Raw genomic sequence first — 21,476 nt, forward strand, 5'->3', positions numbered from 1 at the left:
CTAACAATCTTTGGCGGTTGTGTGAAGCGCCTCATTCCAGGCGGTTCACGAGTTCCGCAACGGTTTGTGCCGTCATGAGCGTCGCGACCTTCATCCCGGCGCAGCCCGGCTCCCGCCGGATGCGGCGTACCAGCTGCATGACGAGCAGCGAGTGCCCGCCCAGGTCGAAGAAGTTGTCGTGCGGGCCGACCGCGTCCACCTCCAGGACCTCGGCGAACGCCCGGCACAGCATCGCCTCGCGGTCGCCGTCGCGCCGGGTCGCGCCGGTTCCGGCACTGGTGCCGGTGACCGTGCGGGCCTTGAGCGTGACGGGCAGGTCGCCCAGGCGCGCCTCGGGGTCGGCCGCGACGGCCTCCAGCACGCCGACGAGCGCCTCGATCATCGTGTCGATCGTGGCCGGGTCGAACAGGTCGGCCGAGTAGTCGACGATGAGGTGCAGCTCCTCCCCCCGCTCCCGGAAGATGAAGTCGAGGTCGAACTTCGCCGCGGGCGGGCTGAACAGCGCCTCCCGCTGCCGCAGCCCCGGGAAGCGGACGTCGCCCATGGCCTGGTTCTCGTAGCCGACCATCACCTGGAACAGCGGGTTGCGTCCGGGCACCCGGGCGGGCCGCAGCGCCTCGACGAGCGCCTCGAACGGCAGGTCCTGGTTGGCCAGACCGGCCAGGTCGGTGTCGCGGACGCGGGCGAGCAGCTCGGCGAAGGAGGGGTCCCCGGAGGTGTCGGCGCGCAGCACGAGCGTGTTGACGAAGAAGCCGACCAGGTCACCGGCCGCCTCGTCGGTACGGCCCGCGACGGGGCTGCCCAGCGGGATGTCCTCCCCCGCGCCGGTGCGGTGCAGCAGCGCGGCGACCGCGCTCTGGCAGACCATGAACATGCTGGCCTGGGAACCGCGCGCCAGCCCGCGCAGCCGCCCGACCAGCGGGGCCGGCAGCTCCCTGGTCGTGGTCCCGCCGCGCTGGCCGACGGTGGCGGGCCTGGGCCGGTCCACCGGCAGCGGGATCTCCTCCGGCATGCCCGACAGCGCCTTGGCCCAGTACGCGAGCTGGCGGGCGTGCAGGCTGCCCGGGTCGACGGGGTCGCCGAGCAGCTCGCGCTGCCAGAGCGTGTAGTCGGCGTACTGCACCGCCGGAGGCTTCATCGCGGGCGCCGCTCCGTCCAGGCGCGCGGCGTAGGCACGCGCCACGTCCCTGGCGAACGGCCCGAAGGACCACTCGTCGAACGCGATGTGGTGGAACACCGCGAGCAGTAGGTGCTCGTCCTCCCCCTCCGGGATGAGCGCGACCCGCAGCGGGATCTCGGTGGCGAGGTCGAACGGCCGCGCGATCACCTCCTCGGGCGTGGAAGCGGTGATCTCCAGGACCGGGCGTGCCCGCTCCGGCGGCAGGATCCGCTGGTAGGGCACGCCCTCGTGCTCGGCGAAGACGGTGCGCAGGCTCTCGTGCCTCGCCGTCACGTCGCCGATAGCGGCCCGCAGCGCGTCCACGTCCAGCGCGCCGCTCAGGCGCACGGCGAGCGGCAGGTGGTACGCCTCCCGGGGGCCGTCGTCCTCGCGCAGGATCTGGTCGATGAGCCAGAGCCTGCGCTGCGCGTACGACAGCGGGACGCGCTCGGGCCGCTCCCCGGGCTCCAGCGGGGGCCGCAGCGTGACCCCGGCCCTGTCGTGCAGCCGGTCGGCCAGCTCGGCGACGTTCGGCGCCTCGAACAGGTCGCGGATCGCGAGCTCGGTGCGCAGCACCGCGCGCACCCTGCCGACCAGCCGGGTCGCGAGCAGCGAGTGCCCGCCCAGGTCGAAGAAGTTGTCGTCGATGCCGACGCCCGAGACGTCGAGGACCTCGCCGAACAGGGTGCACAGCAGGTGTTCCACCGCCGTCCTGGCGGCGCGTCCCGAACCTCGCGGGCCGCCCTGCCGGTCGGGGGCGGGCAGCGCCCTGCGGTCCAGCTTGCCGTTGACGGTGAGCGGCAGCGCGTCCAGCGTGACGACCGCGCTCGGCACCATGTAGCCGGGCAGCCGCTTCTTGAGCCCCTCGCGCACCCGCGCGGCGAGCGCCCCGTGGTCGCGGGCCGCCGCCGGGTTGTTCGCGTACGACGCGGGCCTGCGATCCGGGTCCGCCGGGAGGAAGGCGGCCCCTCCGCCGAAGACGGCGTCGTAGTGGCCGACCTCGTCGGAGGGGGTGGTCACCACGGCGGGGTCGAGCGCGTACAGCGGCTCGGGCTCGATCCCCTCCGGGGGCGCCTGCAGCAGCTCGCGCGCCTCCCGGTGGGAGGCGCCGCCCTCCAGCGCGCGCAGCGCGGCGAGCTCGGCCGACAGCCTGGGGTCGGGGATGGCGCGCACCCGCAGCGGCCCGGGGGCGGCGGACAGGCGGGCCTCCAGGTCCTCCGGCCCGGCCCAGTCCACGACCGTGGTCCCGGCGGCGGGCTCCTTGACGGGCGCCTTCCAGAGGGTCACGTCGTAGCGGTGCCTGCTGAGCTCGTTGTGGTGGACGCCCCGCTTGGTGCGGACCTCCACCCGCGCGGCCACGCCGAGGGAGGCGAAGAACGCGGGGTCGAGGAGGAGTTCCTTCTCCATCCGCACGGCCCGGTCGACCGCCGCCGTACCCACCCGGTCGTCGTCGCCTCCCCGGCCGAGCTGGATCGCCGCGTGCAGGAGGCGCACCGACCGCAGGTCGCGCACGTCGCCGACGAACAGCGCGCCGCCGGGGGCGAGCAGGTCCATCGCGGCGGTGATCACGTCGGCGAGGTAGGCGGCGCTCGGGAAGTACTGGACCACCGAGTTGACGACGATCGTGTCGAAGTGGCCGGAGGGCAGGCCGGTGGTGTCGTGCGCGGGCTGACAGCTCAGGCGCACCGGCGAGCCGGGGCCGAGGTCGGCCCGCAGCTTGGCGATGACGGGGGCCGCGAAGTCGGTGCCCCAGTACTCCTCGCGTCCGGGGGCCAGGCGCGACAGCAGCAGGCCGGTGCCGACGCCGATCTCCAGCACCCGCCGGGGCCCGAGGTCCTCGATGCGGGCCACCGTGGTCTCGCGCCACTCGCGCATGTGCTCCAGCGGGATGGGCGACCCGTCGTAACTGCTGTCCCAGCCCGCGAAGTCCTCGGTGTGCACGGCGGTGCCGATCTCGGTGTACTCGGCGTCGTAGATCTGCCGCCACTCGGCCAGGTGCTCGCGCTCGGCGTCGGGCCGCGCGGCGCCGTCGGGCACCACGTAGCCGACGAGCCGCTTCACCCCGGGCACCTCGGTGCCGACGGCGATGACGGCGGCCTGCCCGACCCCGGGCTCGGCGGCGAGCGCGGTCTCGACCTCCTCCAGCTCGACCCGGTAACCGCGGATCTTCACCTGCTCGTCGGTACGGCCCAGGAAGTCGATGTTGCCGTCCTGGCGGACCCGTACCAGGTCGCCGGTGCGGTACATCCGGCCGCCGCCGAACGGGTCGGCGACGAACCGCTCGGCGGTCAGGCCGGGCCGGTCGAGATAGCCCCGGGCCAGGCCGGCCCCGGCGATGTAGAGCTCTCCGGGCGAGCCGGGCGGGACCGGGCGCAGCCAGCCGTCGAGCACGTAGCCCCGGGTGTTCCAGATCGGCTTGCCGACCGTGGGCGTGGCGCTGTCCTCGGTGCCGCCGCCCAGGGTGTTGATGGTGTACTCGGTCGGGCCGTAGAGGTTGTAGCCGAGCACCCCCTCGGCCTCCGCGAGCCGGTCCCACACGGCCGACGGGACGGCCTCGCCGCCCAGCAGCACGAGCGGCGGCCGGTGCTCGCCGTCGAGCAGTCCCTCCTCCAGCAGCTGCTGGGCGTAGGTCGGCGTCACGTTGATGACGTCGATGCGGTGGCGCCGCAGGTACTCGGTGAGCGCCTCGGCGTCGCGCCGCAGCTCCTCGTCGCAGACGTGCACCTCGTGGCCCTCGATGAGCCAGAGCAGCTCCTCCCACGACATGTCGAAGGAGAACGACACGGTGTGCGCGATCCGCAGCCGCCGCCCGGCCGAGGCCACCACCGGGTCGAAGATGTTGGCCCGGTGGTTGAACTGCATGTTGGTCAGGCCCCGGTAGGGGGTGACCACGCCCTTGGGACGCCCGGTGGACCCGGAGGTGTAGATCACGTACGCCGGGTGCTCCAGCCGTCCCGGCACGTCCCTGCCGAAGCCGGGCAGCTCCTCGGCCGTCAGCCCGGTGCCGGGCAGGCCCGCCAGCCTCTCCCGTACGGCGGGGTCGTCGAGCAGGATCCCGGCGCCCGGGTTCGCGAGCCCGGCGGCGATGTCGCGGTGCGAGACCAGGCAGACGGGGGCGGCGTCGGCCAGCATGAAGTCGAGCCGGTCGGCCGGGTAGTCCAGCTCCAGGGGAAGGTAGGCGGCGCCCGTCTTGAGCACCGCGAACAGCGCGACGACCATCTCGGCGGAGCGGGGCAGCGCGAGGGCGACCACCCGTTCCGGGCCCGCGCCGTGCGCCTTCAGCAGCCGGGCCAGGCGGTTGACCGCCGCGTCCAGCTCGGCGTAGGTGAGCCGCGTGTCGGGCTGGGAGACCAGGGCGAGCTCGTCCGGGGTGCGCGCGGCCTGCTCGGCGAGCAGCTCGGCGATGGTGAGGTCGGGGACGAACCGCTCGGCCTCGGCCCAGTCGCGGCGCAATCCCTCGTGCTCGTCGGGCAGGAGCAGGTCGAGCCGGTGGCAGGGGGTGTCGGGCGCGGTGGCGAGGGTCTCCAGGACGCGCACGTAGCGGTCGGTGAGCCGTCCGGCCTCGGCCTCGGTGAAGGCGTCGCCCCGGTACATGACGCGCAGGCCCGCGCCGGGCTCGACGACCATGGTGACCGGGTAGTGGGTCGCGTCGCGGACCTGGCGGCCGGTCACCCGCACGTCGCCGCCGGGGCCGAAGCCTCGCCCGGTGGGCATGCCGGGGAAGTTCTGGAACACGAAGAGGGTGTCGAACAGGGTTCCCAGGCCCGTCACCCGCTGCACGTCGGCGAGCGCGACGTAGGAGTGGTCGAACAGCTCCGACTGGAACGTCTGCACCCGCTCCAGGACGGTGCGCAGCGGGTCGGCCGCCGAGGCGCGCACCCGGACCGGGACGGTGTTGAACAGCAGGCCGACGACGGACTCGACGCCGTCGACGTCGGGGTGGCGCCCGGAGACCGAGACGCCGAAGACCACGTCGTCGCGGCCGGTGAGACCGGCCAGGAGCAGGCCCCAGGCGCTCTCGTACAGGGTGCCGAGGGTGAGCCCTGACTCGCGGGCGAGGGCGCCGAGCCGGGCGGCGAGGTCCTGGGGCAGCGCGCGGTGGATCTCTCCGGCGGTGGCGAGGTCGGCGGGGCGGTCGGCGAGCTCGGGCTTGAGCAGGGTCGGCTCGTCGAGCCCCTCCAGGCTGCGGCCCCACGTCTTGATGGTGGCCTGCCGGTCCTGGGCGTTCACCCAGTCGAGGTAGGCGTGGAAGGGGACGACGGGCCGGGCGCGCTCGGTGGCGGCGTCGGTGTAGGACTCCAGCAGCGAGGTGACCAGCAGGCCGCCCGACCAGCCGTCCAGCAGGATCAGCTCGGAGGTGAGCACCAGCCGGAAGTCCTCCTCGCCCACCCTGGCCAGCGCGAAGCGGATCAGCGGTGGCTCGTCGGGGACGAACGGCCGGGCGCGCTGGGCCTCGACGAACGCCTCCAGCGCCTCCGGGCCGCCGGTCTCGGCGTAGGTCCAGTCGACCTCGAACTCCTCGGGGACGAACTGCACGGTACGGCCGCCGTCGGTGCGGAACCCGGCCCGCAGGTTGGGGAACTTCAGCAGCACCTCGCGCGCGGCCCCGGCCAGCCGGTCGGGGTCGACGGGCCCGGCCAGGGTCACCACGGCCTGCTGGACGTAGATGTCGCGGTCCTCGCCGGCGAGCATCAGGTGGAACAGCAGCCCTTCCTGCAGCGGCGAGAGCGGCAGCTCGGCCCGCTCCCCCACCGCCCCGCCCGTCACGACCTCGCCGGAAAGGACCTCGCCCTCGCCGGACAGAGCCTCACCGGACAGAGCCTCACCGGAGAGGGCCTCACCGGACAGAGCCGCGACCCTGGCGAGGGCCTCGACCGTACGCAGCCGGAAGACGTCGCGGACGGAGAAGGACAGGCCCGCGCGGCGGGCGCGGCCCACGAGCAGGGCCGCGCTGATGCTGTCGCCGCCGGTGCGGAAGAAGTCGTCGTCGGCGTTGACGCCGTCGCGCCCGAGGGTCCCGGCGACGAGACCGGCGATGGCGCGCTCGGTGCCGGTGCGCGGCGCCCGGCCCTCGCGGACGACGGGCTCGGGCAGCGCGCGCCGGTCGAGCTTGCCGTTGGGGGTGCGCGGCAGCTCGTCGAGGCCGACGAGCACGGAGGGGACGAGATAGCCGGGCAGGATCTCGCCGAGCCGGGCCCGCAGCGCGTCGAGGTCGAGGTCCGAGCCCGGGTCACCCACGACGTAGCCGACGAGGCGCGGCCCCGAGCGGGCCGCCACGGCCGCCCGGCGCACGCCCGGCTGCGCGGCGAGCACCGCCTCGACCTCCCCCGGCTCGATGCGGAAGCCGCGGATCTTCACCTGGTCGTCGGCCCGGCCCAGGAACTGCAGCGAGCCGTCGCGGCGGCGGCGCACCCGGTCGCCGGTGCGGTAGAGCCGCGATCCCGGCGAACCGAAGGGGCTGGCCACGAACCGCTCGGCGGTGCGGGCCGGGTCGCCGAGGTACCCGCGCGCCAGGCCGTCCCCGGCGAGGTAGAGCTCGCCGACCGCGACCTCGCGCAGCCCGGCGTCCAGGACGTACGCCACGGTGTTGGCGATCGGGACGAGCCCTCCGGCGCCCTCGGCGATCAGGCTGTCGCCGGCCGCCTCGGAGCAGCCGTAGAGGTTGACCAGCCGGGCGGGGACCCGCTCGGCCAGGGCGGCGGGCAGGGCCTCGCCGCTGCTCACCCACGTGGTGACCGAGCCGAGGTCTCCTGTCCGCTCGCCGGTCTCCACGAGCGCGGCCAGCAGGCTCGGCACGACCGTCACCAGGTTCACGCCGTGGCGGCGGATCAGCCCGGCCAGGGCGAGCGCGTCGGTGGCGGTGTCGTCGTCCGCGACGACGACGGTGTCACCGGCGACGAGGCCGCCGAGCAGTTCGGTGCTGCCGTCGATGAAGGCGGGCGAGCTCTTGGCCACCCGCACGCCGGTGGGGGCGAGGTCCGCGCCCCAGGCGAGCCGGTTGGCCAGCGCCCGCTGGGTGCCGACGACGGCCTTGGGGGTCCCGGTGGACCCCGAGGTGAAGATCACGTACGCGGGGTGGTCGGGGCGGACCTCGACCCGGGGGCGGGGCGGGGCGTCCCTCGGCGGCTCGTCCACACCGAGGACCAGCAGCGGCCCGGCGGTGCCGAGCATCAGGTCGATCCTGGAGCGCGGATAGGTCGTGTCGATCGGCAGGTAGGCCGCGCCGGTCTTGAGCACGGCGAGCAGCGCCACGACGAACTCGGCCGAGCGGGGCAGCGCGATCGCGACGATCTCCTCGGGACCCGCCCCGGCCGCGGCGAGCCGGTCGGCGAGGGCCTCGGCGCGCTCGTCCAGCTCGGCGTAGGTGAGGGTCGCCGCGCCGTCACCGCCGGAAACAGCGTCAGAGCCGCCGCCGGAAACAGTGCCGTCGCCGGAGACGACGGCCGTGGCGTGCGGGGTGCGCGCCACCTGAGCCTCGATCCGCTGGGCGACGGTGAGCGGGCCGAACGCGCGGGCGGTGCCGGGCCGCGCGACCCCCTGGAGCGGGGTGCCGAGCGACGACAGGCGCCGCCCGGGGTCCTCGGTGGCCCGGTCGAGCAGCTCGCCGAGCTCGGCGAGCATGCCGGTGACGGTCTCGGCGTCGTAGAGGTCGGTGGCGTAGGCGACGAACCCCTCGATCAGCTCCTCGCCCTCGGCGAAGTAGACGTCCAGGTCGAACTTGACGCCGCCGGTCTCGGGCAGGAACGGCTCGGCGCGCACGCCGGGCAGCCGCAGCCGCACGTCCTCCAGCCGCTGGTGGACGATCATCACCTGGAACAAAGGACTGCGGGCGAGCGAGCGCTCGGGGGCGAGCCGCTCCACGACCTGCTCGAACGGCACGTCCGCGTTGGAGAACGCGGCCAGGTCGGTGCGCCGGACCCGCTCCAGCAGCTCGGTGAAGGTGGGGTCGCCGCCCAGGTCGGTGCGCAGCACGACGAGGTTGACGAACACGCCGACCAGGTCCGCGAGGTCCTCGTCGGGGCGGCCCGCGATGGGTGAGCCGAGCGCCACGTCGTCGCCCGCGCCGGCCCGGTGCAGGAGGGCCGCCACGGCGGCGTGCAGGACCATGAAGACGCTGGTGCCGGTCTCCAGGGCGAGCCGTCGCACCCCGCCCAGCGGCAGCCGGAACGGCACCAGCCCGCCCCGGTGGCTCGCCTCGGCGGGACGGGGCCGGTCGGCCGGCGGCGCGCTCTCCTCGGGCAGCCCGCGCAGCGTCCGCTCCCAGAAGTCGAGCTGCCCGGCGGGGGCCGGGGACTCGCCGCGCCAGACGGCGTAGTCGGCGTACTGCACGGGCAGCGGCGCCCAGTCCGGCGCGGTGCCCGCGGTGCGGGCGGTGTAGGCGCGCGACAGGTCGGCGAGCAGCGGGGTGAACGACCACTCGTCGGCGGCGGCGTGGTGCTGGAGCACGACCAGCACCGACTCCTCGGCGGAGACCCGCAGCAGGGTCGCCCTGATGGGCAGGTCGGCCCCGAGGTCGAGGACGTGCGAGGCGGCCCTCGCCTCGGCCGCGCGCAGCCGCTCCTCGGGCCAGCCGCGCGCGTCCACCACGTCGAAGGCGGGCTCGCCGGTGTCGAGGACGCGCTGGACGGGCAGCCCGTCGGGGCCCTCCTCCAGCAGGGTGCGCAGCGCCTCGTGCCGGGCGACGACGTCGCCGAACGCGGCGCGCAGGGCGTCGACGTCGACCGGCCCGTACAGGCGCAGGCCGAGCGGGAGCGCGTCGGCGGCCGAGGGGCCGCGCAGGCGCTCCTCGAACCAGAAGCCGCGCTGGGCGGGCGAGGCGGGGACGACCGCGGGCCGGGTCACGTCGCGGACCCTCGGCCGGGTGCCCCGTACCAGCCGGGGGGCCAGCGTGGCGACCGTGGGCGCCTCGAAGACATCGGCGATGGTGAGCTCGGCGTCGAGCGCGGCGCGCACCCGCCCGGCGAGGCGGGTGGCGAGCAGGGAGTGGCCGCCCAGGGCGAAGAAGTCGTCGTCGACACCGACCGCGTCCAGGCCGAGGGTCTCGGCGAAGACCGCGCACAGCGCCGCCTCGCGCTCGTCGCGCGGCCCCCGGCCCGACACCCGCACCTCGGGCGCGGGCAGCGCGGCCCGGTCGAGCTTGCCGTTGACGGTACGCGGCAGCGCCTCCAGCAGGACCGTCGCGGCGGGGAGCATGTACTCGGGCAGCGACCCGGCCGCCGCCGCCCGCAGGTCCGCCTCGTCGAGGTCGCCCTCCGGCACGACGTACGCCACCAGCCGCCTCTCGCCCGGCGTGTCCTCGCGGACCACGACGGCGGCCTGGGCGACGCCGGGGCAGGCGGCGAGCACGGCCTGCACCTCGGCGGGCTCGATGCGGAAGCCGCGGATCTTCACCTGGTCGTCGGTGCGTCCCAGGTACTCCAGCGTCCCGTCGCGGCCCCACCGGGCCAGGTCGCCGGTGCGGTACATGCGCTCGCCGGGCGGGCCGAAGGGGTCGGCGACGAAGCGTTCGGCGGTGAGGCCCGGCCTGCCCGCGTAGCCGCGCGCCAGCTGCGTCCCGGCGAGATAGAGCTCGCCGGGGACGCCGACCGGGGCGGGGCGCAGCGCGGCGTCCAGGACGTGGGCGCGGGTGTTGGGGAACGGCCGGCCGATCCCGGACGACGGCAGCTCGGCGGAGGTCGCCCAGATCGTCGCCTCGGTCGGCCCGTACACGTTGACGGCCGACGCCGCCACCGCGTGCAGGCTCTCGGCGAGCGCGGCGGGCAGGGCCTCGCCGCCGACGAGGACCCGCAGCCCGCGCAGCGCGGCCGGGTCCAGCGAGCCCAGCAGCGACGGGGTGCCCTGGACAATGGTCGCCCCGGCGAGCAGCGCGCCGAGCGCGGCCGGGTCGCGCACGGTCTCGCGTCCGGCGAGCACGACGGTCGCGCCGCTGATCAGCGGCACGTACAGCTCCAGCGCGGCGATGTCGAACGCGATCGTGGTCACCGCGACCAGCCGGTCGTCGCCGCCCAGCGCGAGGCGTTCCCTCATCGTGACGAGGAAGGCGGTGAGCGCGGAGTGCGGGACGGCCACGCCCTTGGGCCGTCCGGTCGAGCCGGAGGTGTAGATGACGTACGCCAGGTCGCCGCCCCGCACCGGGTGCGACTCGTTCGTGCCGGGGGACGCGTCGTCCGGGGCCGGCGTCTCGGTCCCGGGCGGGAGAAGGGCGGCGGTCTCCGGGGTCAGCGTCTCGGTCCCGGGCGGGAGAAGGGCGGCGGTCTCCGGGGTCAGCGTCTCGGTGCCCGGGGGAAGGAGAGTCGCGGTCTGCGGGGTCGCGATCACGCAGAGCGGGGCCGCGTCGCCGATCATGTACGCCAGCCGGTCGGCCGGATGGTCCAGGTCCAGCGGCAGGTAGGCGGCGCCCGACTTCAGCACGGCCAGCAGCGCGACCACCAGGTCGGGGGTGCGGGGCAGGGCGAGCGCGACGACCCGGCCGGGGCCCGCGCCGCGCTCGCGCAGCGTCCGGGCGAGGGCCGAGGCCCGCAGGTCCAGCTCGGCGTAGGTGAGCGTGCCGGAGGCGCCCTCAACGGCGACCGCGCCGGGGGTGCGGGCGGCCTGCTCCTCGAACAGCGAGGTCACCGTCGTGTCCGGGACGGGGCACGAGGTGTCGTTCCACTCCGCCAGCAGTGCCGACTCGTCCGCGCCGAGCAGCTCCAGGTCGGCGATCCGCAGGTCCGGGCGGCTCACCGCGTCGCCGAGCAGCGTCTCCAGGTGGACGAGGAGGGCGTCGACGCGCTCGTCGTCGAACAGCTCGCGCCGGAAGGTGGCCTCGACGGTCATCCCGTGCGGCCGGACGAACGCCTCCAGCGACAGGTCGAAGTGGGTGGTGCCGTTGTGGATGTGCGTCCAGCCCGTGGTGACGCCGGGCAGGTCCAGCTCGCCGATCTCCTGGGCGAGGAAGAGCAGCATGGTGTCGAAGAACGGCGAGCCGCCGCGCCTGCGGGCGGGCCGAAGCTCCTGCACGACCTTGTCGTAGGGCAGCGTCCGGTTCGCGAACCCCTCGGTGCAGGTGTCGCGGACCCGGCGCAGGACCTCGCGGAAGGTGGGCGCGCCGGACAGGTCGGTGCGCAGCACGAGGGTGTTGCCGAAGTTCCCGGCGAGCCGCTCGATCTCGGTGTGCTCGCGGTTCATCACGGCCGAGCCGATCGCGATGTCGGTCGCGCCGGTGTAGCGGTGCAGGAGGACGGCGTGGGCGGCGAGCATCACCATGTACGGGGTGAGGTTCTCCCGCGCGGCGAGCTCCCGCATCCCGGTGGTGACGGCGTCGCCGAAGCGGCGGGCCCTGCGCCCGCCCCGCTCGGACGCGGTCGCGCCGCGCGGGCGGTCGGCGGGCAGGTCCAGGGGCGCGGGCGGCGGGTCGAGGCGCCCGCGCCAGTAGTCCATCTCCTCCGCCGGGAGCGGGCGGTTCTGCTCCCAGGCGGCGAAGTCGGGGTAGTGGACGGTCAGCGTGGGCAGGCCGTCCGGCTCGCCGGAGACGGCCGCGCGGTACAGGGCCGACAGGTCACGCGAGAGCGACCCCCAGGTCATGCCGTCCCAGGCGATGTGGTGCACGACCAGGACCAGGCCGTACGCGTCGTCGCCGAGCCGGAGCAGCTCCAGCCGGATCGGCCGGTCGGCGCGCAGGTCGAAGGGGAGCGCCGCGAGCCGCTCGGCGTACGCCTCGGCGTCGGCCTCGGCGCAGTCGCGCACCGGCAGGTCGAGGGAGTCGTCGGCGACGACGTGCTGGAACGGCGTCCCCTCGTCGTTCTCGCCGTAGACGGTGCGCAGCACCGCGTGCCTGCGCAGCAGCGCGCGCAGCGCCTCGCGCAGCGCCCCGGGGTCGAGCGCGCCCGACATGCGCACCAGCAGGCACACGTTGTAGGCGGGGCTGGAGGGGAACGTCCGGTGGTGCAGCCACATGCTCTGCTGCGCGTACGACAGCGGGGCGGGACCGCCGACGCGTCGTGGAGTGATGCGGTCCTTGCCGGGACCGAGCCCCGCCTCGGCCATCATCCGCCGCATCAGTTCGCGCCGTCGTGCAACGTCCTGCTGCTGTTCCCGCACGCTCAACTCTTCCTTCGTGGCCGGGGTCGGGCACTCTGTCCCGCATCGAGACTTAGGTTAGCCTTGCCTCTTAAATCGACACAAGGTTAGCCTTACCTAAATTGATCGGTATTGTCCGGTTCCGCAGAGGGGTTGGGTTCGTTGTCCTTTGGTGTCCGCACGGATGAGATGCGCACAGAGGTAGTGGTCGAGAGCACCGTCGATCCGTTGCGTCTGGTCGCCCTCCTGGCCGGGTCCGGGCTGTTCGACGACTACACCGTGTACGAGCGACCGGGCCTGTGGACCTTCGCGGGCGGAGTGACGGGGGAGGTGATCCTCGAACCCGGAGTCGTGCGCAGCCGCTGGCGGGACGGGCCCTCCGCGACCCCGGCGGACTCGCTGGAGTCGCTCGCCTCGTTCGATTCACTCGACCCGCTCGATTCGCTTGACCCGCGCACCTCGGCCGCCTCGGTGGACTTCGCCGAGGAGTCGTGGACCGGCCGTCCGTCCGCGGCGCTGGAGGCGGCGCTGCGGGCCGCCCCCTGGCCGGTCTGGAACGCCTACGGCTGGATCGCGTTCGAGTTCGCCTCGCTCACCCCGGCGGGCAGGCTCGCCCACCTGGTCGTACCGCGCACCGAGGTGCGCATCGAGGCGGGACGCGCGCTGGTGGTGAGCGTCGACGCCGGAGAGGCGGAGCGCGTCGCCGAGCTGCTGTCCGGCCGGGGCGCGCCCGCGACACCGGCCCCGAAACCGGTAGACGTGCGCCCCGGCGGCGACGTCTACCGGTCGCGGGTCGCCCGGGCGGTCTCCGAGATCGACGCCGGGCTCTACGAGAAGGTCATCGTCTCGCGGCGGCTGCCGATCCCGTTCCCCGTCGACGTCGTCGCGACGTACGCCTGCGGCCGCGCCGCCAACACCCCGGCCCGCTCCTTCCTCCTCGACCTGGACGGCTTCCAGGCCGCCGGGTTCAGCCCCGAGGTTCTGGTGAGGGTCGACGAGCACGGCACGGTGGCGACCCAGCCGCTGGCCGGCACGCGGGCCTTCGGCCGGGGCGAGGACGTGGACTCCAGGACCCGCCGCGAGCTGGAGAACGACCCCAAGGAGATCTTCGAGCACGCCGTGTCCGTGCGCGCCTCGCAGGACGAGCTGTACCGGGTGTGCGCGCCCGGCACGGTCAAGGTCACCGGCTTCATGGCGGTGAAGGAGCGCGGCAGCGTGCAGCACCTGGGGTCGAGCGTGAGCGGCGAGCTGTCGCCCGGCCGCACCGGCTGGGACGCGCTCGACGCGCTGTTCCCCGGCGTGACCGCCTCCGGCATCCCCAAGGCACCGGCGATCGACGCGATCGCCCGGCTGGAGGAGCCCAGGGGCCTGTACGCCGGAGCCGTCCTGGCCGTCTCCCAGGACGGGGCGATGGACGCCGCCCTGGTGCTGCGCGCCATCTACAGCGAGAACGGCCAGGCGTGGCTGCGGGCCGGCGCCGGCATCGTGTCCGGTTCGACGCCCGAGCGGGAGTACGAGGAGACCTGCGAGAAGCTCTCCAGCATCGCCCCGTACGTGGTCCCGCGCGCCTGAGGGCGCCTGAGGAAACACCACCCCGGCCGCCCCCGCGCACCGTCCGCCCTCACGCGCCTCCATACGCGTGAGGGCGCCGGCGTCTCACCGGCGCCCTCACGCGTACGGACAGAAGCTCAGCGCAGGCTCGCGGCGAGCTCCTTCTTGCTGATCTTGCCCACCGGGGTGCGGGGGAAGGTCTCCACCAGCTCGATCCGGTCGGGCCACTTGTACCCCGCCACGCCGCGCTCCTTGAGGAACCGCTTGACCTCCCGCAGGGTCGGCGCCTGGTCCCGGACGATGAGGAAGGCGCAGGTCCGCTCCCCCATCACCTCGTCCGGGAGGCCGACCACGGCCGCGTCGTGCACCGCCGGGTGGGCGAGCAGGTGGTTCTCCAGCTCCTCGGCGGAGATCTTGTCGCCGCCCCGGTTGATCTGGTCCTTGTCGCGGCCCTCCACGACGAGGTGGCCGGAGGGAAGCACGCGCACCAGGTCCCCGGTCCGGTAGAAGCCGTCGGGGGTGAAGGACCGCGCGTTGTGCTCCGGCGCGCGGTAGTAACCGCGCAGGGTGTACGGGCCCCGGGTGAGCAGCTCGCCGACCTCGCCGGGGGCGACCTCGGCGCCGTCGGAGTCGACCACCAGGATCTCGTCGGCCGGGGACAGCGGCCTGCCCTGCGTGGTGTCGACCAGCTCGCGGGGGTCGTCCAGCCGGGTGTAGTTGAGCAGCCCCTCGGCCATGCCCAGCACCTGCTGCACCTCGCAGCCCAGCACGCCGGGAACCTGCCTGGCCCGCTCGGCGGCGAACTTGGCCCCGCCCACCTGCAGCAGCCGCAGCGACGACAGGTCCTCCTGCGACCAGGTCGCCGCCTCCAGCCAGAGCAGCGCGATGGGCGGCACCACCGCGCACACCGTCGCCCGCTCCCGCTCGATGAGCGGGAACGCCTCGTCGGGCGACCCGGAGGGCGCCAGGACGACGGTGCCCCCGTTGGCGAACACCCCCAGCACCCCCGGGCAGGCGAGCGCGAAGTTGTGCGCGACCGGGAGCACCACGAGGTAGACCGTCTCGCTGTCGAAGCCGCAGACCTCGGCGCTGGCCTCCAGGTTGTAGACGTAGTCGCGGTGGGTGCGCGGGATCAGCTTCGGCAGCCCGGTGGTGCCACCGGAGAGCAGGAACACCCCCACGTCGGCCGGCTCCGGCCGCTCGTACTCCACGAAGTCGGAATCGGTGTCGAGGTCGGCCAGGGCGGTGAACTCCTGGGCGTCCCCGTCCACCACGACGTGCTCCACGGCCAGCGACCGGGCCAGGTCGCGGTAGTCGAACCCGCCGTGCGTGTCGGGGACGACGTACGCCCTGGCCTCGCTCAGCTCGCACAGGTAGCCGATCTCGCTGCTGCGGTGCGCGGGCAGGGCGAGCACCGGGGCGGCGCCGATCCTGACCAGGGCGAGGAAGACGACGACGAAGGAGGTGGTGTTGGGCAGCTGCACCACGACGCGGTCGCCGCGCCGGATGCCCAGCCGCGCGAACCCGGCGGCGGTGCGCCCGGCGCGGCGGTCCAGCTCGGCGTAGGTCAGCCGCTCGTCCCCGGCCACCAGGGCGGTCCGCCCGGGGTCGCCCCCGCCCAGCACGTCACCGAGCAGCCGGTCGCTCCAGTAGCCCTCGGCCAGGTAGCGGGCCGCGAACTCCTCGGGCCAGGGGGTGAATCCCTCCACGACTCACCGCCCCGCGATCTGGGCCACCGCGCCCGCGACCGGCTCGGCCGGGTCGGTGCCGAGCGCGACGACACGGTTGGCCCCGTCCACGTGGACGACGCTGGGCCGGTGCTCCCGCGCCTCCGCGGCGTCGAAGTTCCCGTACGAGATGATGATGACCAGGTGCCCCGGGTGGACCAGGTGGGCCGCCGCGCCGTTGACGCCGATGACCCCGCTGCCCGCCTCACCGGTGATGGCGTAGGTGACCAGGCGGGCGCCGTTGTCGATGTCGACGACGTGGACCTGCTCGCCCTCGACGATGTCGGCGGCGGCCATCAGCTCGGCGTCGATCGTCAGGGAACCCACGTAGTGCAAGTCCGCTTGGGTCACGGTCGCACGGTGGATTTTTCCGTTCATAAGGACCCGCTGCACTGGTCTGTCCTCTTTCCTTAAGGTCAACTAAGGTAAGCCTCACCTTATCCACTCCGTCCGCCGAGGAGAACCCCGAAGATGCTGCGCCGCCTGGCCATGGACATCAGCCCGCTCCGGACCAGCAGGGCCTTCCGCGACGTGTTCGTGGCGCGCACCGTGTCGGTCTTCGGCATCGGCATGCTGATGGTCGCGGTGCCCGTGCAGGTCTACGCGATGACCGGCTCGACCGTGCACGTCGGCGCGGTCTCCTCGGCCGAGGGCTTCGCGCTGCTCGCGGGGTTCCTGTGGGGCGGCGTGCTGGCCGACCGGCACGACCGGCGCCGGTTGATGCTGGTCGCGCGCACCGCGGCCGGGCTCGGCTTCGCGCTGCTGACGCTGAACGCCTTCCTGCCCTCCCCCTCGCTGGCGGCGATCTACGTGCTCGCCGCCTGGGACGGGCTGGCGACCGGCGTCAGCGTCACCGCGCTGCTCGCCGCGACCCCCGCCCTGGTCCCGCCCGACAAGATGGTCGCGGCGGGCGCGCTCAACGCGCTGACCGTACGGCTCGGCTCGATGCTCTCCCCCGCGCTCGGCGGCCTCACCGTGTCGGCGTTCGGCGTCGGCTGGAACTACGCGGCCGCCGCCGTGGGGACGCTCGCCACCCTCGGCCTGCTGACGAGGCTGCCCGCCCTGCGACCGGTCGCCGAGGTCACGGAGAACCCGCTGCGGGCGATCGCCTCGGGACTGCGGTTCGTCGCCTCGCACCGCGTGGTCGGCTCGCTCATGCTGCTCGGCCTGCTGTTCATGGTGGCGGGCGGCATCCCGGTGCTCATGCCCGCGTTCGCGACCCTGCAGCTGGGCGGCGGCCCGGCCACGATCGGCCTGCTCTACGCCGCGCCCGCCTGCGGCGCGGTGCTCGGCTCGGTCACCAGCGGCTGGGCCGGACGCACGCGAGCCCCGGGCAGGGCGCTGCTCGTCGCGTCGGTCTGCGGCTTCGCGCTCCTGGCCTGCCTCGGGCTCGCGACCCATCCCGCGCTCGCCGTCGCGATCCTCTTCGGGTACGGCCTGGTCGCGTCCATCGAGGAGATCCTGCGCTACGGCCTCATCCAGGCGCACACCCCCGACGGCTACCTCGGCCGGGTGAACGCGCTGTGGGCCGCCCAGGAGACCGGCGGCGAGGCCGTCGGCGCGCTCGGCGCGGGCGCGCTCGGCCGCTACCTGGCCCCCGGCACCGCGATCGTCGTGTACGGCGCGGCCAGCGCCGCCCTCGCCCTGGCACTCGCCCTCACCCTCACCGGCCTGCGCGGCGCCACCCTGGAGGCCGGCCCGCGGGACACCGAACCGCAGGAGGCCCTGAACCCGAAGCACCCCGGCGGAACCGGCTGAGGCGGTGTGGGGGAACGGCTGGAAAAACGGCCGTCTCTGTCAGATGGTGAGGAGTGACAGCAAACCCGTCATATTCCATGCCGACGTACGACCACCGACGACACCCGGCCGGCGAGCCGTCGCCCGCTCCCGGGTGAAGTCCGGAGGAACGACGAGAGGAAGAACATGGCTCAGACGACCGTTGCCCTCCTGCTGGCCGCCGCCCTGACCGGCGGCACCGCACCGGCGCACTCCGGCCTGACACCGGCGCAAGCACGGACGGCCGCCCTCGCACCGGTCTCGGCCGCCGCCCCGGTGACGAACGCGGCGAAGCCGAATCTCCGGGCGTGCTACGACGGGAGGTGCAAGCTCACCCTCTCGAAGGCGGTGCGCTTCAAGGTCAGCCCCCGGTTCGGCGTCACCCGGCTGTCCATCTCCTTCAACCGCACCTCCGTACGGGTACGGGCCACCGGGCCGGGGGTGACCTCGCAGGCGGTGCTCGGCCTCCGCTCGACGGGGTCGGTCAACGGCATCGGCATACGAGTGGTGTCGCTCTCCCGCACCAAGGCGGTGCTGAGGCTCGCCCCCCGCTGACTCCCCGCGCCCACGACTCGGCCTGCGCTGACCGTGATCGCCCCGGCGGCCGCGCTCCGCCGGGGACGTCACGGGCCGCCCGGGGCGGCCGCCATCAGGGCTGGCCGGGCTCCCCGGCGCCCAGGCGCTCGGTGAGCTCGTCCTCGGACATGCCCTCGACCATGAGCCAGATCTCGGCGACCGCCTCCAGCCTGCCGGGCGTCTCCTCCACCTCGGTGAACCGGTGGGCGATGCGTGACACGGTCCGCTCGGTGAACAGGGCCCGCAGCGGGAGCGAGGAGGCGTCGAGCGCCTCGCGCAGCCGCGCGATGACGGTGGTGGCCAGCACCGAGTCGCCGCCGAGGGCGAAGATGTCGTCGTGCGCGCCGACCCTCGGCACGTCGAGCACCTGGCCGACGACCCGGGCCAGCACCCGCTCCAGCGCGCTGCCCGGGGCGGTGTAGGGCGTGCCCGTCTCCCCGGCCGCGGCGGCGACGAGGGCGGCGAGCGCCCTGCGGTCCACCTTGTTGTTCGCGGTGAGCGGCAGCTCGTCCAGGGTCACCAGCAGGTCGGGGACCATGTGCGGGGGCAGGAGTTCCCGTACGTGGGCGAGCAGCTCCTCGGTGCCGGTCTCCCGCGTCTCCCGCGTCTCCCCCGCCTCCCCGGTGAGCACGACCGCGGCGGCGAGCCGCGAGTCGGCGAGCAGGCCGACGGCGCGGCGCACCCGGGGGTGGTTCTCCAGCGCGGTCTCGACCTCGCCGAGCTCGATCCGGAAGCCGCGCACCTTCACCTGGTGGTCGCGCCGCCCGAGGAACTCCAGCGTGCCGTCGGGCCGGTAGCGGGCCATGTCCCCGGTCCGGTACCAGCGGGTGCCCTCGTGGACGACGAAACGGTCGGCGGTGCGCTCGGCGTCGCCGCTGTAGCCGTCCGCGACCCCGGCGCCGCCGATCCACAGCTCGCCCTGCGCCCAGTCGGGGCGGTCGCGCCCGATCTCGTCCACCACCCGGCAGGCCACCCCGCGCAGCGGGACGCCGTACGGGACCGCCGTCCAGTCGGCGGGCACCTCGCCCTCCACCTCGATGACGGTCGAGTGGATGGCGGTCTCCGTCGTACCGCCGAGCGCGACGAACCTGGCCCCCGGGGAGCGCTCGCGCAGCAGCGCGGGCAGGTGCGTGCCGACCCAGTCGCCGCCGAGCAGGACCAGCCGCAGGCTGGGCACGGGGCCCGTCCGCAACAGCATCTCCAGCACCGAGGGCACGCAGTTCAGCACGGTCACCGACCACCGCCCGGCCAGTTCGGCCCAGCGGGTGGCGTCGCGCCGGTCGTCCTCCAGGGGGATCGCCACGGCGCCCCCGCTCGACCAGAGGGCGAACAGGTCGAACACCGACAGGTCGAAGTCGAGGGCCGACACGGCGAGCGACACGTCCCCCTCGCCGATCGAGAACCGTTCGACCAGGTCGCCGATCGTGTTCGTCGCGGCCCGGTGCGAGACCTCGACGCCCTTGGGCTCCCCGGTGGAGCCCGAGGTGAACAGCACGTAGCCGACCTGGTCCGGGGAGACGGGCACCGGCGCGTCCAGCGGCGCGGGGTGCGTCACGGCCGAGGTGAGCGAGACCGCGACCCCCGCCGTCTTGAGGATCCGCTCCCGCCGGGCCGCGGGCTGCCCCGCCCCGACGGGCACGTACGCCGCCCCGGCCGCCAGTACGCCGAGCACCGCCACGGCCTGGTCGGGCCCCTTGGGCAGCTCGACGGAGACCCGGTCTCCGGGCCGTACCTCCCGTTCCACGAGATGAGCGGCGACGCGCAGGGCGCGGTCGGCCAGTTCGCCGTACGTGAGCGTGCCCCCGGCGTCCTCGGCGTCGCCGGTGCCCCAGTGCAGCGCCGCGAGATCGGGGGTGTCCCGCGCCCGCGCGAAGAACTCCTCGTGCAGCGTCCGCGCGGGCAGCGCCGGCTGGGCGTTGAGCTCGTGCCGCAGGCGCAGCTGGTGCGGTGAGGCGCCGATCCGCAGCGGCTCGGCCCAGTCGGCGTCCGGCGCGCCCAGGCGGGTGATCGCGCCCGTGTAGGCGGCGAACATCGCGTCGGCGACGCCCTCGGGGAAGGCGGGGTCGCGCACGTCCCAGTTCAGCAGCAGCCCGCCGGAGACCTCGGTGACCTGGGCGTCGAGCAGCACCTGCGGGCCCTGGGAGATGATCCACTCCGGCTCCCCGAAGCTGCGCCGCGCCCGGTCGCCGAACAGCTCGCCGAGGTTGAGCGCGCTGGTGTAGACGATCGGCGCGAGCACCTGCTCGCCCCGCGCCCGCGACAGGTCGCGCAGCACCTCCAGGCCGGAGTAGTCGCTGTGCTCTCCGGCCGTGTGCAGCAGCGCCTGCAGCTCGCGGGCGCGCTCGGTGAACGGCAGCTCCCGCGACAGGTCGGCCTCGAGGAGGATGGAACCGGTGAAGTCGCCGACCAGGGCGTCCACGTCGGGGTGGATCGGCTCGCGGTGGAACAGCGGCAGGTTCAGCAGGAAGCGCGGGGTCGCCGACCAGGCGCCCATCACCTCGGCGAAAACGGCGGCGAGCGCCATCGCCGGGGTGACGCCCTCCCGGTGGGCGCGGGCGATCAGCCGCTGCCTGTCCTCGGGGGCGAGCCAGTGGTGCTTGCGGACGACCCGGTCACCCGGCTGCGCCACGACCGGCAGCTCGGGCGGCCCGGACAGCTCGCCGAGCCGCTCGCCCCACCAGCGCCGGTCGCGGGCACGGGCCTCGGCGCGCGGGTCGGCGGCGAGGTAGCGCGCGTAGCTGTAGCCGATCGGCGGCAGGCTCTCGCCCTCGTACAGCGCCGCGAGGTCGGCGAGCATCGTGCGGTAGCTCATCGCGTCGGCGGCGACCATGTCGACGTCCAGGTGCAGCCGCGCCGCGCCGGACGGCAGCAGGCTCAGCCGCGCGTCGAAGACGCGGCCCGTCTCGATGGGGAGCCGCTGGGTGGACATCTCGGCGCGCAGCCGCTCAAGCTCCCCGGCGGCGTCAGGTACGGCGCGCAGGTCGTGCACCGTGACGGCGGGCCCCGGCCGCTCCGGCAGGATGCGCTGGGTGCCGTCGTCGGAGATGGCGGCCCGCAGCATCGGGTGCCGCTCGACGAGCGCCACGACGGCCGCCTCCAGCCGGACGGGGTCGATCTCGCGGCCGTCGAGTTCCACGTAGAGGTGCGCGGCGACGGAGCCGAGCGACTGGCCGGAGTCGCGGCCGATCCAGTAGGCGTGCTGCATGAGCGCGAGGGGGAACGACCCGTCCGGCTCCACGGCTCCCCGCTCGGAACCGAGGCCGGGGTCGGGGTTAACACCGGGGCCGGAGCCGGAGATGGAAGCGGAGTCAAGGCCGGAGCCGGAACCGGAACCGGAGACCGGGCCCGGCTGCGGCTGCGGCTGCGGCTGCGGCTGCGGCTGCGGCTGCGGTGCGATGGCACCGCGCTCGGTGAGCAACTCCAGCCACTCCGCCAGCGTGGGCCGCTTCGCGAGCTCGGCGAAACCGACCTCGACGCCGAGGCGGCGCAGCCGGCCGGTCAGTCCCATCAGCTGGATCGAGTCCATGCCCAGCTCGATGAGGTTGTCGTGCGCCTCTACCTGCTCCCCGAGCAGTTCTGTCAGCGAACGGTGCAGTTCTTCCCTGGTCAGCACAGAGCTCCCCTTAAGT

7 protein-coding genes are annotated in these 21,476 nt (G+C 74.4%); 3 read left to right on the forward strand and 4 right to left on the reverse strand.

Annotated elements, in window-relative coordinates; genetic code table 11:
- Positions 1-31 precede the first annotated feature (31 nt).
- Positions 32-12,238 (reverse strand): amino acid adenylation domain-containing protein, encoded by a 12,207-nt coding sequence (locus ACFYWM_RS08120; RefSeq protein WP_389910452.1) that lies wholly within the window; start codon positions 12,236-12,238, stop codon positions 32-34.
- 168 nt (positions 12,239-12,406) lie between these two features.
- Here ACFYWM_RS08120 and ACFYWM_RS08125 point away from each other — a divergent pair, with 168 nt between their 5' ends.
- Complete coding sequence (locus ACFYWM_RS08125) at positions 12,407-13,789, forward strand: salicylate synthase (protein WP_389910455.1); 1,383 nt, start codon at positions 12,407-12,409, stop codon at positions 13,787-13,789.
- Between the two features lie 116 nt (positions 13,790-13,905).
- Here ACFYWM_RS08125 and ACFYWM_RS08130 read toward each other — a convergent pair whose 3' ends face one another.
- A complete protein-coding gene (locus ACFYWM_RS08130) occupies positions 13,906-15,477 on the reverse strand; it encodes a (2,3-dihydroxybenzoyl)adenylate synthase (protein WP_389910458.1) in 1,572 nt (523 codons plus the stop codon).
- Between the two features lie 3 nt (positions 15,478-15,480).
- Positions 15,481-15,888 carry an aspartate 1-decarboxylase gene (gene panD / locus ACFYWM_RS08135; RefSeq protein ID WP_389910461.1) on the reverse strand — a complete coding sequence of 136 codons (408 nt, stop codon included), beginning with the start codon at positions 15,886-15,888 and terminating at the stop codon, positions 15,481-15,483.
- A gap of 78 nt (positions 15,889-15,966) precedes the next feature.
- Between panD and entS the strand changes: the two genes are divergently transcribed.
- Positions 15,967-17,253 carry an enterobactin transporter EntS gene (entS, locus tag ACFYWM_RS08140; RefSeq protein WP_389910464.1) on the forward strand — a complete coding sequence of 429 codons (1,287 nt, stop codon included), beginning with the start codon at positions 15,967-15,969 and terminating at the stop codon, positions 17,251-17,253.
- A gap of 165 nt (positions 17,254-17,418) precedes the next feature.
- Entirely contained in the window at positions 17,419-17,826 is a 408-nt protein-coding gene (locus ACFYWM_RS08145) for a hypothetical protein (protein WP_389910467.1), read from the forward strand.
- 94 nt (positions 17,827-17,920) lie between these two features.
- Here the strand turns inward: ACFYWM_RS08145 and ACFYWM_RS08150 are convergent, their stop codons facing one another.
- Positions 17,921-21,460, reverse strand: a complete 3,540-nt coding sequence (locus ACFYWM_RS08150) for an amino acid adenylation domain-containing protein (protein ID WP_389910470.1) — start codon at positions 21,458-21,460, stop codon at positions 17,921-17,923.
- Positions 21,461-21,476: the final 16 nt, after the last annotated feature.

Origin of the sequence: Streptosporangium sp. NPDC002721, from assembly GCF_042888905.1 — a bacterium.
Classification (GTDB): Bacteria; Actinomycetota; Actinomycetes; order Streptosporangiales; family Streptosporangiaceae; genus Streptosporangium.